Source organism: Enterococcus ureilyticus, from assembly GCF_001730315.1.
GTDB classification, from domain to species: domain Bacteria; phylum Bacillota; class Bacilli; order Lactobacillales; family Enterococcaceae; genus Enterococcus_L; species Enterococcus_L ureilyticus.
In genome coordinates this window covers 60,685-76,429 of sequence record NZ_MIKC01000008.1, presented here as the reverse complement: position 1 = coordinate 76,429, position 15,745 = coordinate 60,685, and the positions used below count along the sequence as shown (strand labels likewise).

Annotated in this window: 16 protein-coding genes and 1 pseudogene; all 17 read left to right on the top strand. The window is 34.4% G+C overall.

Features of this window, described 5'->3' with window-relative positions:
- Positions 1–323: pseudogene (locus BCR24_RS16835) on the top strand (hypothetical protein); the annotation flags it as partial.
- 58 nt (positions 324–381) lie between these two features.
- The gene (locus BCR24_RS05590; protein WP_069639587.1) at positions 382–774 is read left to right on the top strand and encodes a hypothetical protein; all 393 of its coding nucleotides are present in this window, start codon (positions 382–384) and stop codon (positions 772–774) included.
- A complete protein-coding gene (locus BCR24_RS05585; protein ID WP_069639586.1) occupies positions 774–2,207 on the top strand; it encodes a helix-turn-helix domain-containing protein in 1,434 nt (477 codons plus the stop codon). The genes BCR24_RS05590 and BCR24_RS05585 overlap by 1 nt, the downstream gene beginning before the upstream one ends.
- 184 nt (positions 2,208–2,391) lie before the next feature.
- A complete protein-coding gene (locus BCR24_RS05580; protein ID WP_069639585.1) occupies positions 2,392–3,081 on the top strand; it encodes a winged helix-turn-helix domain-containing protein in 690 nt (229 codons plus the stop codon).
- 202 nt (positions 3,082–3,283) lie between these two features.
- Positions 3,284–4,525 (top strand): immunoglobulin-like domain-containing protein, encoded by a 1,242-nt coding sequence (locus tag BCR24_RS05575; RefSeq protein WP_069639584.1) that lies wholly within the window; start codon positions 3,284–3,286, stop codon positions 4,523–4,525.
- A 759-nt stretch (positions 4,526–5,284) separates the two neighbouring features.
- Complete coding sequence (locus tag BCR24_RS05570; RefSeq protein ID WP_069639583.1) at positions 5,285–5,704, top strand: hypothetical protein; 420 nt, start codon at positions 5,285–5,287, stop codon at positions 5,702–5,704.
- Between the two features lie 102 nt (positions 5,705–5,806).
- On the top strand, positions 5,807–6,322 hold the full coding sequence (locus BCR24_RS05565; protein WP_069639582.1) for a GNAT family N-acetyltransferase: 516 nt from the start codon (positions 5,807–5,809) through the stop codon (positions 6,320–6,322).
- 101 nt (positions 6,323–6,423) lie between these two features.
- A complete protein-coding gene (locus tag BCR24_RS05560; RefSeq protein ID WP_069639581.1) occupies positions 6,424–7,884 on the top strand; it encodes an amidase in 1,461 nt (486 codons plus the stop codon).
- Between the two features lie 9 nt (positions 7,885–7,893).
- The gene (locus BCR24_RS05555; RefSeq protein ID WP_069639580.1) at positions 7,894–8,739 is read left to right on the top strand and encodes a transporter substrate-binding domain-containing protein; all 846 of its coding nucleotides are present in this window, start codon (positions 7,894–7,896) and stop codon (positions 8,737–8,739) included.
- Positions 8,740–9,420: an amino acid ABC transporter permease gene (locus tag BCR24_RS05550; RefSeq protein ID WP_069639579.1), complete on the top strand. Its 681-nt coding sequence runs from the start codon at positions 8,740–8,742 to the stop codon at positions 9,418–9,420. It abuts the gene before it with no gap.
- A 154-nt stretch (positions 9,421–9,574) separates the two neighbouring features.
- Entirely contained in the window at positions 9,575–9,763 is a 189-nt protein-coding gene (locus BCR24_RS05545) for a hypothetical protein (RefSeq protein WP_069639578.1), read from the top strand.
- 31 nt (positions 9,764–9,794) lie between these two features.
- Positions 9,795–10,175 carry a PTS sugar transporter subunit IIB gene (locus BCR24_RS05540; protein WP_069639577.1) on the top strand — a complete coding sequence of 127 codons (381 nt, stop codon included), beginning with the start codon at positions 9,795–9,797 and terminating at the stop codon, positions 10,173–10,175.
- 24 nt (positions 10,176–10,199) lie between these two features.
- Positions 10,200–10,427: a hypothetical protein gene (locus tag BCR24_RS05535; protein ID WP_069639576.1), complete on the top strand. Its 228-nt coding sequence runs from the start codon at positions 10,200–10,202 to the stop codon at positions 10,425–10,427.
- Between the two features lie 343 nt (positions 10,428–10,770).
- Positions 10,771–11,319, top strand: a complete 549-nt coding sequence (locus tag BCR24_RS05530) for a hypothetical protein (RefSeq protein WP_069639575.1) — start codon at positions 10,771–10,773, stop codon at positions 11,317–11,319.
- A 180-nt stretch (positions 11,320–11,499) separates the two neighbouring features.
- Entirely contained in the window at positions 11,500–12,498 is a 999-nt protein-coding gene (locus BCR24_RS05525) for a LacI family DNA-binding transcriptional regulator (RefSeq protein WP_069639574.1), read from the top strand.
- A 74-nt stretch (positions 12,499–12,572) separates the two neighbouring features.
- Entirely contained in the window at positions 12,573–14,252 is a 1,680-nt protein-coding gene (locus tag BCR24_RS05520; RefSeq protein ID WP_069639590.1) for a glycoside hydrolase family 13 protein, read from the top strand.
- Positions 14,242–15,678 (top strand): PTS transporter subunit EIIC, encoded by a 1,437-nt coding sequence (locus BCR24_RS05515; protein ID WP_069639573.1) that lies wholly within the window; start codon positions 14,242–14,244, stop codon positions 15,676–15,678. Before BCR24_RS05520 ends, BCR24_RS05515 begins: the two co-directional genes overlap by 11 nt.
- The last annotated feature ends 67 nt before the right edge of the window (positions 15,679–15,745 follow it).

Sequence of the window (15,745 nt, the reverse complement as noted above, 5' to 3'; positions counted from 1 at the left end):
CTACGATCAGTGAAGAAGCAACGGAGGAAGCTTTAGCGGCATACAGTAAAGAAAATGGGATCCCGAACCAAGCCGACTTAGTGTTTGGGGATGAAGGGGAGAGTATCCATTCAGAAAAACCAACGGTGACACCTCCGCCAAATAGATTAGATAAACCCACAGTAGAAAAGAGTAGTTCGAATACTAATTCCAAAGGACCAAAAAAAATTGGAATGTTCCCGAATACAAATAGCACCATAAATTATAGATATATGTTCATCGGATTATTTTTTATTATTATAGTAATATTTTTTCTATTTATGCGTGTAAATAGAAAAAAATAAAAAGGAAGGGGAAATCTAAAAGATTATATCTATTATAATCTTTTAGATTTTTAATAAGATGAAAAAAATAGTAATTTTAGCAATTATAGTAGCAGCCGGTTGTACACTTTATCATTTATTTACGAAAAATGAATCAGCTACTTTCAATTTTGATCAGTATGATTCTTTAAAAAGATCAGATAATAGTTTTTACCTTCTAATCGAGAAAAATGGATGTAGCGATTGTAATGAATTAAATAATAGCTTACCTGTAGATAAATCTATCCATAGGGTAGATTTGAACAATGAGAAAATGATGGAAAGTTGGTCTCAATTTATAAGTGAACAAGAAATAAAGTATGTTCCTTCGCTATTTTTAGTAAAAAATAATGGTGTAGAAAAATTGGAAGGAGAAGGAAACGCAAACGTGTTATTGATGAATTATCAAAAACAAAACAAGGAGAGCAGATGATGTTAGGTTTATCTAAGGTATCGCTGATTAAGAAGAATATTTTTGAATATTTGCTGGGCAGAGGAACTGAGGTATCTATATCAGAGATCGCTGAATTCACAAAAGTAAGCATAAATACTACTTATAAATACTTAGCAGAAATTACTATTGAATTAACAGAAGTATATCAAGATAATGAACTCTTTATCAAGAAAGACAATATGCATAAATACATATTAATTCAAAGAGAAAATGTATGTCTAATTGAATATTATAGAAAATTATTCGAAAAAGAAATATCTTATGGGCTAATTAAATCCTTGCTATTGAACCAATCAATTTCCTTAAGTCAATTTTGTGAAGAGAAATTTATTAGTCAAGCAACATGTCGAAGAAAAATTCGTGAAATAAATGATACTTTGGTAAAAATCAATGTCAAACTTGAAATAAGTGAAAATAAGATAAAATTTTCTGGAGACGAAATTAGTATAAAAACAGTGTTGTTTTTATTCATATGGAGATTTTACAGCCAAATCTCAAATATAGAGTGGTTAGAAAATAAAGACTTATATTTAAGCAAAGCAAAAAGTATTGCTTATTCCCTACATTTGAGCCTTGATATTAATCAAATTGAGACGCTAAGTATTTGGATTTATATATTACTAGAGCGAAATTTTGATAGTAATAATCTCATGACACAAGAAAAAATAAAAGAGATCGACAAATTTTTTGTCGATATTCCAATTGAAGGACTTGAAGAGTATAGTTTACAAAATCAATCCCTGCTATTGTTGATTTTATATTCGTCAGAAGTCTTTCAAATAGAATTTGAAAGAAATTCGAATTCAAGACTTAATAAAAAAATTGAAAGCTTTTACGATTGCTGGTTAGAAAATTTTAGAAATTTTTTCCAAATAGAAATTCCTGCTAATAAATTAACGGATATTTATGATAGGCTTGCTCGCTTTTGCGTATCCAATTATATATTTCGCTTAGATATTGCATTCGAAAGTATGAGACTAGTTAAAATTGATTATAGAAAGATAAATAAAAACGCAGATCAATTCTTTGATAAATTCGACCGATTTACAGAGGCGATGATTAATCAATACCCCGTATTAGCAACAATTTGTTACTTTGAAGAAACGAGTTACTATTTAGTGAATTTTCTTACTTCGGTAAATAACTATAAAAAGGTAATTCGAATACATTTACAAACTGAATTAGGAAAAAATTATGATATCACGATGAAAAGTAAACTTGTCGAAGAATTTCAAGGTAAATTTAAAATTGAATTTGTTTCGGAACTTCAGGAAAATGATCTTGTTGTGACAACCCTTATGAACAGACTTACTAAGCGGTTGCCGAAAGAAAAGATCGTGTACATATCTTTAGCATTGACATCTTTTGACCTTGAAATGATTAATAAGACTTTAGAAGATATAGGATCATAAAAAAATATAAACAATGCAAAAGCTTAAATCCTAATAGGATATAGATTTAGGTAGTTATTATATAGCACATCTGGATTTTTCAACGACTAATTTACTAAAAATTAAATAGTAAACAATAAGAATCTCTTGTTTGAGATTTAAAAAAGGTTTTATAGTTTTAATAAAAATAAAAAGGAGAAATTCTATGTATCATATTGGTTTAATCGCGCTAGAAGAACAGGAAGGACAATTAAATCAGTGGCGAAATAAATTACCAGGGGATTGGATCATCAGATTTATAGAGCCAGATAAAGAATTAAATTTAGAGCATATCGATCTGTTACTTTATATAGAAGAAACTAGTTCTCAAATTGGAGAAATCTGTGAAAAACTCGTTTCATTAAAAGATAAATCAGATTTTTTATCTTGGGTTTGGATTCAAGAAAACAATAGAATGAATCGCTTAGTTTATTTAAATCTAGGTGCAGATTTCGTTGCCTATTCAGATATGAATCAAGCTGAGTGGTTATTAATAATGACGAATGCGATAAAGCGTAATCAAAAAAAAATGTCATATCAAAACTTTGATTTAAAAAAAGAAAGTCAAAAATTAGAATTGATAGAAAGAAATAATAGCGTACTTCTTGGAGGGGAAAAAGAGGTTCTTCTGACCCGTATAGAATTTAGAGTATTAAACACTTTATATGATCATCCCAAGGTAACTGTATCTTATGAAGAACTCTATGCCAGTGTTTGGAAAGACAATCGTGTTGAGGATAAATCATATCGTCTCAGTAATATAATTTTTCATTTGCGTAAAAAAATGGGAGTGGTTCCGAATACACCAGAATTTATAAAAACAGTCCGTTCTAAAGGGTACATGTTAGATATTTAATCAGTTAAAAAGATGCATGTAATTATTTTATCAAAAAACGACTTAAGCTACTTTTGAAGCCTACTTTTGAAATAATGGCTTCAGCTTGAATTTTGAGGAGGTGGTATAAACGGAAAAGATGGAGCGAAAAAAAGGGGGAGCAGTTAAGAAGGAAGTTAATAAACAAAATTAATTATGTCTATTCGTTATCTAGGAGGAAATTATGAAAAAGAAAAAAATTCTGTCAATTATTGCTATTTCTTTACTAGCAACACAGGTGTTATCTCCAACGATTGGGGTTGCAGAGTCTACAGTAGAAACACAATTATCAGAGCAAGACAAGATAGATACAACAAATAAAAAAGAAGTTAAAAAAGAGGAAGACATTGCTAGTAGGTTAACACCAATGAATAACTTAGACTCAGAGAATGTAAGTATCAACTTAGTTTCAGATACAATAACATTAAATGTAGGAGATATCTTTAATCCAGCAGAATACGCTACTGCTACAAATGGATCAGAAACGATTCCTTATGATGAGAATGGCTATTTTGTAGATATAGTAAATCTGGTTGATACAACAACCCCAGGAACATATCAAGTCGTCTATCGAGTGCATTGCAGTGATGGTATAGCTGTTGATAAAACTTTAACAGTTATTGTACAAGAAAAAGAAGCAGATACTAACAATAATAATTTAGTATCGGATAATGTAAGTATCAACTTAGTTTCAGATACAATAACATTAAATGTAGGAGATAGCTTTAATCCAGCAGAATATGCTACTGCTACAAATGGATCAGAAACGATTCCTTATGATGAGAATGGTTATTTCTCAGCTATAATGAATCAGGTCGATACAACAACCCCAGGAACATACCAAGTCGTCTATCGAGTTCATTGTAGTGATGGCATAGCCGTTGATAAAACGTTGACCGTTATTGTGCAAAATAAGGCTACTGAACCTTCAGAAAAAGCATCAATAGAAGCTTCAGATAAGACGATGTATGTTGGTGATAAACTTACTGAGAACGATATTTTAAATTGGGCTACATTTAATAATGCTGAAGAATTAACTGTTGGGTTTAAAGTTTTGGGAGAAGATATTCCAGTCTATAAAGTTGACAATACTTTAGCAAAAGTCGGTATGTACAAAATTCAATATTATATCGAAGATGAAAATGAAAAAGTTATTGCCGAAAAAGAAATAACTCTTACTGTGTTAGAAACTAATGCCAACACAACAAAGATGCCTCCATCAAATACTACTGAAAGTTCCGAGGCTATCAGTACGGGTGATGAAGGCAACCAATTAACAACCAAGAAAATGAAAGACATCAGCGATGGAGAAAAAACATTCCCTCGCACTGGGGAAACAAAATCTCCGTTACTAATTGAATTCGGTATAATGGCGTTATTGGCTAGTGCGTATATTCTAAATAAAAAAATTAGTAAAGTCAACTAATTTTCTTACCCAGAACCAATTATAAATAATGTAGTCAAGTTTAAATTATTTTTCGGTTTAGAGGTTGGGTCACATCATCCTGTCCCAACCTCATTTTGACACGACAACAGTTTGTTTTTTTGACTTATCTTCTTAAGGAGTCAAACAATCAGATAAGTCTGGAAAGTCTAGCAGAGTCTTACGTTGTGTTCTAATTGAAAACAAACCAATTGCCGAAATGCTCATTCTCGATTGTGTATATATAACCTTACATAGCAGAGAGCTGTCGGTGTAGGTCTCTCATATAACTTATCATTCTGGTATAGGATGTATTGTTTTTACATAAGTCATATGCTATGTTTAAAGAAAAAATTCAAAAACAATAATGTGTAAGAAAGTGTACGATGAAAAAAATATACGTATACACTTAAGCTAATAAATTTTTGTTACTATTAATATCGGTATTTCAATAGAAATACCGATATTAAGTTACGAATAGAAGTATTTTCAGCAGCTTATTTTGATAATGTAAACCATTTGATAATAGAAAAATCTGGCAAAAATTTGTATGCTATTCCTTCAGCACCAGTCAAAAAGCAAATGTATTCGGAATGAAAAATATATAGTTTGAAAAAATATTGGCACTCTTATTTTTCAGACTATTATGGAAAAGTTTGAATATTTGAAGGGCTGTAGTGGATAGTCTGATGGAAGTTTCAATTTGAATAGTACTGAAAAACAGGAAATGACATGAAATTTATTGATTGAAAAGGAAATCCAATGAAAAAAATCAGACCACAAAATCCAATCTATCTTATTCTTAGTCTATTAGCTCCTTGGCGTTTTATGAATACTTACTATATTTTGAAAAAAGACAAGCTCATAATAAGTCGCTATTACGCGAGAAATAACGCGAAAGAATTCGATAAAAGAGTAGAGCATCTAGAGTTGAAAAAGCTCATCAAATTTGGCTTTCCCAAAGATCTAGGGACAACCATTCAAGAGCCTACAATTCGTGGAAGGAAAGGAACATACATTTCTCAAGAAGTTCAGTTTCTTTTTGAGGATAAATCGATTGTGGCTTGGAATGTTCGTCCTTATACGAAAAAGCAAATCAGACAGTTGGCAGAATTAATTTATTTGAAAAATAATATAAAGGCATGTGATGGCTTTCAAAAAATTGTAGGCATCAAGTACTAATAGTGAAATGAAAAAGGGAATAGCCAAATCAAGAAAGCAAAGAGGTTCATTTATTTTTCTAAATTGATTCCATTCAAAAAAAGTTGGAAAGAAGGAACTATCATGATAGAAATTAAAAAAATCAGCTTACGTGACCTAACAGTACTGAAAGCATTAAGCATCAAAACCTTCACAGATACCTTTGCGAAAGACAATACTCCAGACGATTTAAAAGATTACCTTGACCAAGCATATACGGAAGAAAAATTAACTAGTGAGCTGCAAAATGAACAGTCAGAGTTCTATTTTATTTATTCAAATGAACAACTGGCTGGATATTTAAAAATCAATGTAAATGATGCCCAGACTGAAACCATTGAGAAAGATGCGTTAGAAATCGAACGTATTTATATCGATTCGAATTTTAAGAGATTGGGACTTGGAAAAATGTTATATACTAAAGCGATAGAACGAGCGAAAGAGTTGAATAAGACCGCTATTTGGTTAGGAGTCTGGGAGCGTAATTTTTCTGCGATGAAATTCTATCATAAGATGGGATTTACTCAGGTAGGCCAGCATGCTTTTTATATGGGCGAGGATGAGCAGATCGATTTAATCATGAAAAAGCATCTAAAATAATCTTTTCACTGTTGAGGACGATAATCTTTTAAGCAAAATAAACCTAAAAAATCCCCAATAACCTGTATAATAAAATCATCAGGATTGTAAGGGGGATGATCATGAAAGACGGCTTGTATTACGCAACACAATTTAGAGACAAAAAACTAAGTGTGACAGAATGGATCGATGAGCGAACGCAGCAGGTAAAAAAGCTAAATCCTGAACTCAATGCCTTTGTTGACTGGGATGCGGAAGCTGCGAAACAGCAATATGAAGCTAGAGGAGCAGAAACTGGTCCTTTTTTTGGCTTACCTATTCCTTTAAAAATGCTCGGACAAGATAAAGCAGGAATGAAGTCAACATCTGGATCTCGTTTATTTCAAGAAAACCGTGCAAATGCAACGGATAATTTTGTGAAAGGTTTAGAACGATTGGGCTTGATTCCATTAGGAAAAACCAATGCGCCAGAGTTCGGCTTTAAAAATATTTCTGATCCGACGATTTACGGACCAGCTAAAAATCCATGGAATCTTGCCTATTCACCTGGAGGTTCAAGTGGTGGCGCTGCGGCAGCCGTTGCCAGTGGGGTATTTCCAATTGCTGGAGCAAGTGATGGCGGTGGTTCGATTCGGATTCCAGCCTCTTTTAGTGGGTTGATTGGGTTAAAGCCAACACGCGGCAGTATGCCAGTTGGACCTGATGGTTGGCGTGGCTGGCAAGGAGCTTCGATCGATTTTGCTTTAACAGTTTCGATGAGAGATACCGAAACGTTATTTTATCATTTACGTGGAACCGAAAAAGCAGCGCCCTATCAAGCGCCGAAAGCTGAGTGGAATCATCAAGCAGCGTCAGAGAAAAAAACATTGAAAATAGCCTTTTTAACCGATTCTCCTGTTGGGACACCAGTCTCAGTAGAGGCAATAAAAGCAACACACAATGCAGCAATATTTTTAGAACAACAAGGACATGAAGTAACTGAAATTTCCTATCCAGTCAATGGTTGTCAATTGATTGATAGCTACTACTTGATGAATGGTGCTGAAACAGCCGCTATGTTTGATGGGATTCAAGAGGCCATTCAGCGACCGCTTACGAAAAATGATATGGAGCTGATGACTTGGGGGATTTACCAATATGGTTTGAAGATTCCTGCAAGTCACTATACAAGATCACTTCATCTGTGGGATCTAGCGGCATATAAAATGGAGCAATTATTTGAGGAATATGATGTAGTATTAACGCCGACTACTGCTGATAGTGCGCCTAAAATAGATGCAGAACTGCAGAGTGATCAGATTCGTAAAGACTTAGCTCAAGCGGCGTCATTTTCTGATATACAGTTAAAAGACTTGATCTATGATATGTTTGAAAAAAGCTTAACGATCACGCCATTTACTCAGCTTGCGAATTTAACAGGACAACCAGCAATCAGTTTACCTACTCATATAGCAGGATCTGGTTTACCGTTAGGCATTCAATTTATGGCTTCGAAAGGCCGCGAAGATGTATTATTCCAAGTTGGAAAGTTGTTTGAGCAAGAACAGAAATTCTTATTACCAAAATTTTATCGTGAATCATAGGAGGTTCAAATGAAGAAAGTATTTGCTAGTTTTAGTATTGTTGTATTAAGTTTAGTGTTCGTTGCGTGTGGTGGAACAAAAGAGCAGACTGCTGGAAAAGATAATAGCTGGCAAAAAGTCGAAGAAGCAAAAAAATTAACAGTTGCCACTTCAGGAACCTTATTCCCATCTTCTTATTATAATGATGAAAACAAATTAACCGGCTATGATGTGGATGTTATCACAGAAGTTGCCAAACGTTTAGATGTTGAGGTTGAATTTAAAGAATACAATGTGGATGGTCAGATTACTTCCGTTGATAAAGGTGAAGCTGATTTAGCGGCGAATGACTTTGGTTTATCAGGGGACCGAGGGAAAAAATTTATCTTATCTTCTCCAATCAAGTATTCATTTGACAGCATGATCGTTCGAAAAAGTGACGATTCTGGGATTGCTTCTCTTGAAGATTTAAAAGGCAAAAAAGCAGCTGGCGAACCCAATACAAACTACATGAAAATAGCGGAAAAATACGGAGCAAAATTAGTAACCTACGATAATGCGACAAATGATCAATACCTGACAGATGTTGCCAATGGTCGGACGGATGTTATTTTAAATGATTATTATCTACAAAAAATGTCAGTCGGTGCGTTGCCTGATATTCCGGTAAAAATTTTAGAAGATGTCTACTTTAATGCGAATTTTACTGGTTTTTTAATGAAAAAAGACAGTGTTGCATTAAGTAAACAAATTGATGAAACATTAAAAGCAATGACAGATGATGGTACGATGAAAAAAATCTCTGAAACATATTTCCAAACCGATGTTTCAGTGGAGCCGAAAGAAAAAGTTGAAGAAAGTGTTTCAGTTGAATAGATGTATATACCAAAAATCGATTTTCAGTTAATGATCGACTCGATTCCCTTTCTGTTGACGGGTTTGCCTTATACACTTGGCATCAGTGTCGTGACGTTTTTGATGGGAAATGTTCTTGGGATTCTGTTGACTGTGTTAGGAATGTTGCCTTCGAAAGTAATCAAAGGGTTCGTTCGCTTTTATATTTCGTTTTTACGGGGAGTTCCTGGTTTGGTCTTGTTGTTTCTGTTGTATTTTGGACTTCCCTATCAGTTAAGTGCCTTAACTGCCGCGTGTATTTGCTTTAGTTTGACGAGTAGTGCGTTTATTGCTGAAATCTATCGAGGGTCGATTGCAGGAGTTGAAGCAGGGCAGTGGGATGCGGCGTATGCGTTGGGGTTACCTTTTGGAAAAGTGATGCGCAAAATTATTTTGCCGCAAGCTTTTCGGATTTCGATTCCAGCATTAGGCAATGTGGCGATGGATTTGTTAAAAGGCACGTCATTAGCTGCAATGATCACGATTCCTGATATTTTTCAAAAGGCCAAAATCGTGGGTGGAAGAACCTTTGATTATATGACGATGTATATTTTGGTGGCAGTGATTTATTGGCTGCTTTGTGTGGCGATTGGCTGGGGACAAGGTTGGTTGGAAAGATATTATATCAATCGCTACAAAGGGAAACCCGAAGTAAGAGTATAAAATAATTCTGTGTAAGTAGCGACTAATTGTGGAGCTACTTATGCAGATTTTTGTCTGATGTTATAACGAAAATGACTAATTATGATTCTTTTATTCTCAAAAAACGAGTATAATTACCATATAGAATAATTAAAAATAGAAAGTAGACAAAACAATGGATAAGAAAGAAATAAAAGAGACAAGCCAATTTTTAGTAACAGAATATAAAGATAGTCTTATGAATGGATTTAAAGAAACGCCTAGTCAGTTTATGATGCGCATGAATGTAGACTCAAAAGTTGAAGAATCTGTACGACCATTATTAAATCAGGCAGAGCAAGAATTTAAAGAAAACATTAAATAATAGCATAATAATAGTTTAAGGAGAGGATAATATGCTCGTTTATATTTGTTGTGCAGGCGGTATGACGTCTAGTATGTTTTGCCAAAAAACCGCAAAAGCAGCAGATCCTAAAGCAGTTTATTTTGGGCAACTCCATGATGTGATTGCCGATTTTGAGAATTTATCTACTCTGTACCCCACACTGATTGCGTATGGTGGCGAAGCGGAGATCAATCAACTAACGTTAACACCAATTTTTAAACCGTATGTTAATCGTGTGATGGTTTGTCCGCAAGTTCGGTATAAAACGGCAAGCTTACAAAAACTTCTTTCGCCTTTGGCTATTCCTTGTGTAGATATTGATATGAAAACGTTTGGCAATATGAATGGTGAAAAAGCTTTGCAAGAGATTTTATCATTTAAAAAAGAGTAGAAGTAGATTTGAAAGGAGTTAAATATGAAGGATGTTTTTATTAGTGCGATTCACGCATTTATCTTTTGGGTTATCGTGTTACTTATTTATTTTAGGATGAAAACGGTAGAAAAGAAAACGACAGAAAGAGTGGTCGAGATCGTACTTAGTAATAGCACGTATAAAATAGAAAGTTCTGATGGAACAAATTATGGTAGAGTGTCATTGGTTGAATATACAATCAATAACAAACAATATAAAAGAGAATTTTAAATCAATCAACTGATCTATTTCCATAAAATACCTATAGGTCAGAGAAAAGGACTGCCCGTTCATTCCAAGGTTGAATTACGCTACAATCCTACTAACGTCAATCAGATATTTTCTACAGTGGATAACCAATTTGGAAAGCGATTTATGATTTTTTTCTTTTCTATATTTGCTGTTTTTTTTACATTATTTTCTATTCTGTTTTTGTTGAAAGAAATGGGTCTCAATTTTTAGGTTTTGATGTTCCTTTATTTAAAATAGGAATGTGTAAGATCTGGTTTAGTAAATATAGATGAATAGTTTTTTATCGTATATCTAAAATATTTAGTGTTTGTAAGGAGAAAAAATGGTTCAATTTAAAGGGAATAAACAGTCAAAAGATAAAACGATTCTTAGGGATGTAACATTAAGATATTCTAGCTATTTTTTGCTGCCAACAGTTGTTGGTAGTCTTTCTTTTATAGTAGGTTTTTTCTTAGTAATAGTAGGTATGGGAATTGTAATGGCTCTTTTTAATATCCCAACTAAAAATTTGACGACCGCACAAATTTGGATCGTATCAATCACACTTTGTCTTTTTTTGATAGTTATCTCTCACTATTTACAGAAGTGCTACAATAAACTATTTTATAAAAAAATATCTTTAGTAGAGCTTGGAAAGTATAGGTTTAAGTTAATAATTAATGAAGAGGTATTTGAATATCGAAAAACAGCTATTTTGAAAGTTAGAAAAATTAGGTTTAGTGGAAAAGCAAGAATGGTATCGGAAGCTAAAATCGTCATAAAGATGAACAATCGGACATTTCGATTTTCATCTGATAAACAGTCGAATGAAATAGATTCGCTGAATCAGCATTTATTGCAGTGGAAGTCAGATCGTTCAACTTATCATTAGGGGGGAATACCAGGGCTAATTTAGTTTTAATCTGTGCTGAAAAGAGCTTCTTAAAAAGGAAAGTGAGAAGCTTTTGGAAGAGGATGTCAATGCTAAAATGAAAGAGAGTTATTTTAGCATTGACAAAAATAAAAAGATACTTTATATTTATGGTATCGATATCATAGAAGGAGACAGCCGATGGCCACAATCAAAGATGTTGCAAAAAAAGCTGGTTTATCCGTTTCCACGGTTTCGCGTTTTTTAAACCATCATCCGTATATTTCAGATGATAAAAAAGAACGAATCCAACAAGCAATGGATGAACTAAACTATGCACCGAGTGCAATTGCCACACAACTTCGCTCAAAAAAATGTACAACGATCGGTGTGTTGATTTCTAGAATCACCAATCCATTTTTTTCTTATTTAGTAGATGCAATCGAAAAACAAGCAAAGGAACATGGATACCAACTGCTGATCATGCAAACTTATGATGATCCAAAAGCAGAGCTGAAAATGCTGGAGTATCTAAAACAGCAAGTTGTCGCAGGTGTGATCATGACATCAATTGAAAGCGATTCACAAGTGATTGAAGACTATTCAAGCTATGGACCAATTGTGCTATGTAATGAAAAACTAGATAGAACAGAAATTCCCAATATTTCTACCAATCAAGAAGCAATCAGTTATGAGGCAACGAATTATCTCATCCAGAAAGGCTATCACAAAATCGCTTATTGTACCGGTGGGAATTTAACCATTGGTGGACATGGGCAACAACGAACCAAAGGCTTTGAACGGGCGCTGTCTGAACATGAGTTATCCATTAAAAATAAGTGGATCTTTAAACAAGTCCATAACATGGAAGATGGTCAAAAAGTAGCGAGAGAAATACTAAGTCTACCTAAAAATGACAGACCGGATGCTGTCTTTAGTGGAAGTGACGAGGTCGCTATTGGGATTATTCAAGAAGTGCTTCAGCAAGGATTACATGTACCAGAAGATTTGGCTGTATTAGGGTTTGATAATCAGCCAAGTACAAGTATTATTGCTGTTCCTCTCACAACAATCAATCAGCCAACGACGGCTTTAGGGATCGAAGCAACGAAATTGATGGTTGCTTTGCTTGAAGGAGTAACTTACAAAGTAAATAAAAAAGAACTTATTTTATCGCTAATTGAGCGTAAATCCACTTAGGTGGATTTATTCTTATGGAAATATGGTATCGATACCACAAAGGGTGAAAGGATGAATAAATAGTGAGTATAGAAATGATAAACAAAAATTGGTGGGAAAAAGAAGTGATCTATCAAATTTATCCCAAAAGTTTTAAGGATTCAAATAATGATGGAATAGGAGATATTCAGGGAATTCGAGAAAAGCTCCCTTATTTAAAAGAACTAGGGATCACTACGGTTTGGATTTGTCCGATTTTTACGTCTCCAATGGTGGATAATGGCTATGATATTTCTGATTTTGAAGGGATTAATCCTGAATTTGGGACTATGGCTGACTTTGATCAATTGTTAAAAGATGCGAATAAGTTGGGAATCAAAGTGATTTTAGATTTAGTCATCAATCACACCTCAGATGAACATCCTTGGTTTCAAGAGGCATTAAAAGACAAAGAAAGTCCGTATCGAGAGTATTATATTTTTAAAGAAGGAAAAACTGAACCAAATAACTGGCGTTCGATTTTTGGAGGTTCAGTTTGGGAAAAACTTCCGAATGAAGATACTTATTATTTTCATGCTTTTGACAAAAAACAGCCTGATTTGAACTGGGAAAATCCTAAGCTGCGTCAAGAAATTTATGGAATGATCAATCGTTGGTTAGAAAAAGGAATTGCAGGTTTTCGGATCGATTCGATCACTTTTATCAAGAAAGATCAAGATTTTTCTAGTTTACCTGCGGATGGTGTAGATGGTTTAGCTTCTTGTAAAAGTAAAACAAGAAATCGGCCTGGCATTGAGCGATTTTTAAATGAATTGAAAGAAGAGACTTTTGAGAAATATAACTGTGTAACAGTAGGTGAAGCACCAGGTGTGCCTTACGAGGAATACGGTGATTTTATCGGTGACGGTGGGTATTTTTCAATGATTTTTGATTTTAATTATTCCGATATTGATGTTGAATCTGGCTCTGACTGGTTTAAGCGAACGAATTGGACTACAAAGGAATTCAAAGAAAAGCTAAAACGATCACAAGAAGTGTTGCAAGCCAATGGCTGGGGCGCTAATTTTATTGAAAATCATGACCAACCGCGAGCGGTCTCAAAATTTATCAAGCCTGAGTTTCAGACGAATGAAGCTGCTCAAGCGATCGGTATGCTTTATTTCTTTCTACGTGGAACACCATTTATTTATCAAGCGCAAGAGTTGGGCATGCAAAATGCCGAACGTAAAATAATCGATCAATTCAATGACATTTCAAGTATCGATAATTACTATCGCTCGATTCAAGAAGGCTTCACACCGGAAGAAGCGTTGGGATTTGTCAATCAACGAAGTCGTGATAATACACGTACACCATTTCCTTGGGATGCTAGTCAATATGGTGGATTTTCTGATACGACGCCATGGCTTTCGATGACCGAAGAATATCCAAATCGAAATGCACAGTCTAATCCTGTACTAGCGCATTATAAACAGATGATTGCACTGCGACAACATGGGGCAGTAAGTGATGTTTTAACGAATGGTACAATTGTTTTCTTAGATAATGTACCAGACAATGTGATTGCATATAAACGGGTATTAAAAGACAGAGTTGTTTATTGTTATACCAATTTGAGTGATACTGAGGAGCTAGTTTCTTTAGACGCTGGCTCAATTGATTTATTTTTAAATTCTCATGATGATTTAGTCAGTGAAACAAATGACGTAAAGCTTCATCCTTATCAAAGTATTTTGTTTAAAAAAATAAATGAGGTGAATGGCAATGGCAATTAACTACAAACAAATTGGAGAAGAAATCATCAGCATTGTTGGGGAAGAGAACATTACAGGAATTACCCATTGTGCAACACGTTTACGTTTAGAAGTGAAGGACCGTTCAGTAATTGATGATAAAAAAATTGAGAAAATTGATCAAGTAAAAGGGGTGTTCTTCAATGCTGGTCAATATCAAATTATTTTAGGTACTGGTATCGTTAATAAAGTGTATGATTCATTAGTTCAAAACAATCATGAATTGTTAGAAAAAGAAACGACCTTAGAAGAGATGAAACAGCCAAGTAATCCAATCAAACATGCGATCCGCACGCTTTCTGATATTTTTGTTCCAATTATTCCAGGCATCGTAGCAACTGGATTATTTTTAGGATTGAAGGGTGTCTTTTTAAATGATAGTGTTCTAGCCTTTTTTGGAACATCAGCAGATAAAATTCCAGAGTTCGCGTTAGTTCTATTAAGTGTGTTGACAGATACTGTTTTTGCCTTTTTGCCGGCATTGATTTGTTGGTCGGCTTTTAAGAAATTCGGGGGAACGCCAATTATAGGTTTTGTGATTGGCTTGATGTTGGTCTCACCAATGTTGCCGAATGCTTATTCCGTGGCAGATCTCAATAGTGGAGTGGAACCGTTGATGGCGTTTGGCTTTATTCCGATCGTGGGGTATCAAGGTAGTGTTTTAACTGCACTAGTCATTGGTCTTTTAGGCGCAAAATTGGAAAAAGTACTGCGGAGAAAAATGCCGAATTCTTTGGATTTAATGTTCACGCCTTTTGTCGTTATTTTAGTAATGATGTTGACCGGGCTATTAGTTTTAGGACCAATTTTGCACGTTGTTGAAAATGGGCTGGTGTACTTGATTACAGGCTTGATTAAATTACCGTTTGGGATCGGTGGTTTGTTGATCGGTTTCTTGTATCCTCTAGCGGTTATGACAGGAATGCACCATCTATTTATTATGATTGAAACAAGTTTACTCGCAACGACTGGCTTTAATCCGCTGATTACATTATGTGCGATGTATGGATTTGCCAATGCGGCGGTCAGTTTTGCTGTGAGTGTGAGAGCCAAAGACAAAAATGTAAAAGTTATCGGAACCAGTGCTGGGGTGACACAACTGTTAGGCGTAAGTGAACCTGCTTTGTTTGGGATCACCATTCGTTATGGGATGAAACCGCTAGGAATTATGCTTGGTTGTTCTGCATTAGGCGGCGCTGTTTTATCTTTACTAAATGTGCAAGCGAATTCATATGGTTTAGCGGTGATTCTGTCTCCATTGATGTATATTTATAGCTCTTATCAATTGGTGACCTATATCGTAGTTGGGATTTGTATCTTTATTTTATCTTTTGTACTGACTTATTTGTTCGGTGTGCCAAAAGAAGTGATGATGTCCGATGATGAATATTTAGGAGAACAGCAATGAATCACTAAATGAACAAAGCAATTGAGTGGTAACCAAGGCTTAGGTGTAACTAGTGATTATTGATTAA

Coding starts and splice junctions, on each gene's coding strand:
- BCR24_RS05590 (WP_069639587.1), top strand. CDS start 382: ATGAAAAAAATAGTAATTTTAGCAATTATAGTAGCAGCCGGTTGTACA.
- BCR24_RS05585 (WP_069639586.1), top strand. CDS start 774: ATGTTAGGTTTATCTAAGGTATCGCTGATTAAGAAGAATATTTTTGAA.
- BCR24_RS05580 (WP_069639585.1), top strand. CDS start 2,392: ATGTATCATATTGGTTTAATCGCGCTAGAAGAACAGGAAGGACAATTA.
- BCR24_RS05575 (WP_069639584.1), top strand. CDS start 3,284: ATGAAAAAGAAAAAAATTCTGTCAATTATTGCTATTTCTTTACTAGCA.
- BCR24_RS05570 (WP_069639583.1), top strand. CDS start 5,285: ATGAAAAAAATCAGACCACAAAATCCAATCTATCTTATTCTTAGTCTA.
- BCR24_RS05565 (WP_069639582.1), top strand. CDS start 5,807: ATGATAGAAATTAAAAAAATCAGCTTACGTGACCTAACAGTACTGAAA.
- BCR24_RS05560 (WP_069639581.1), top strand. CDS start 6,424: ATGAAAGACGGCTTGTATTACGCAACACAATTTAGAGACAAAAAACTA.
- BCR24_RS05555 (WP_069639580.1), top strand. CDS start 7,894: ATGAAGAAAGTATTTGCTAGTTTTAGTATTGTTGTATTAAGTTTAGTG.
- BCR24_RS05550 (WP_069639579.1), top strand. CDS start 8,740: ATGTATATACCAAAAATCGATTTTCAGTTAATGATCGACTCGATTCCC.
- BCR24_RS05545 (WP_069639578.1), top strand. CDS start 9,575: ATGGATAAGAAAGAAATAAAAGAGACAAGCCAATTTTTAGTAACAGAA.
- BCR24_RS05540 (WP_069639577.1), top strand. CDS start 9,795: ATGCTCGTTTATATTTGTTGTGCAGGCGGTATGACGTCTAGTATGTTT.
- BCR24_RS05535 (WP_069639576.1), top strand. CDS start 10,200: ATGAAGGATGTTTTTATTAGTGCGATTCACGCATTTATCTTTTGGGTT.
- BCR24_RS05530 (WP_069639575.1), top strand. CDS start 10,771: ATGGTTCAATTTAAAGGGAATAAACAGTCAAAAGATAAAACGATTCTT.
- BCR24_RS05525 (WP_069639574.1), top strand. CDS start 11,500: ATGGCCACAATCAAAGATGTTGCAAAAAAAGCTGGTTTATCCGTTTCC.
- BCR24_RS05520 (WP_069639590.1), top strand. CDS start 12,573: ATGATAAACAAAAATTGGTGGGAAAAAGAAGTGATCTATCAAATTTAT.
- BCR24_RS05515 (WP_069639573.1), top strand. CDS start 14,242: ATGGCAATTAACTACAAACAAATTGGAGAAGAAATCATCAGCATTGTT.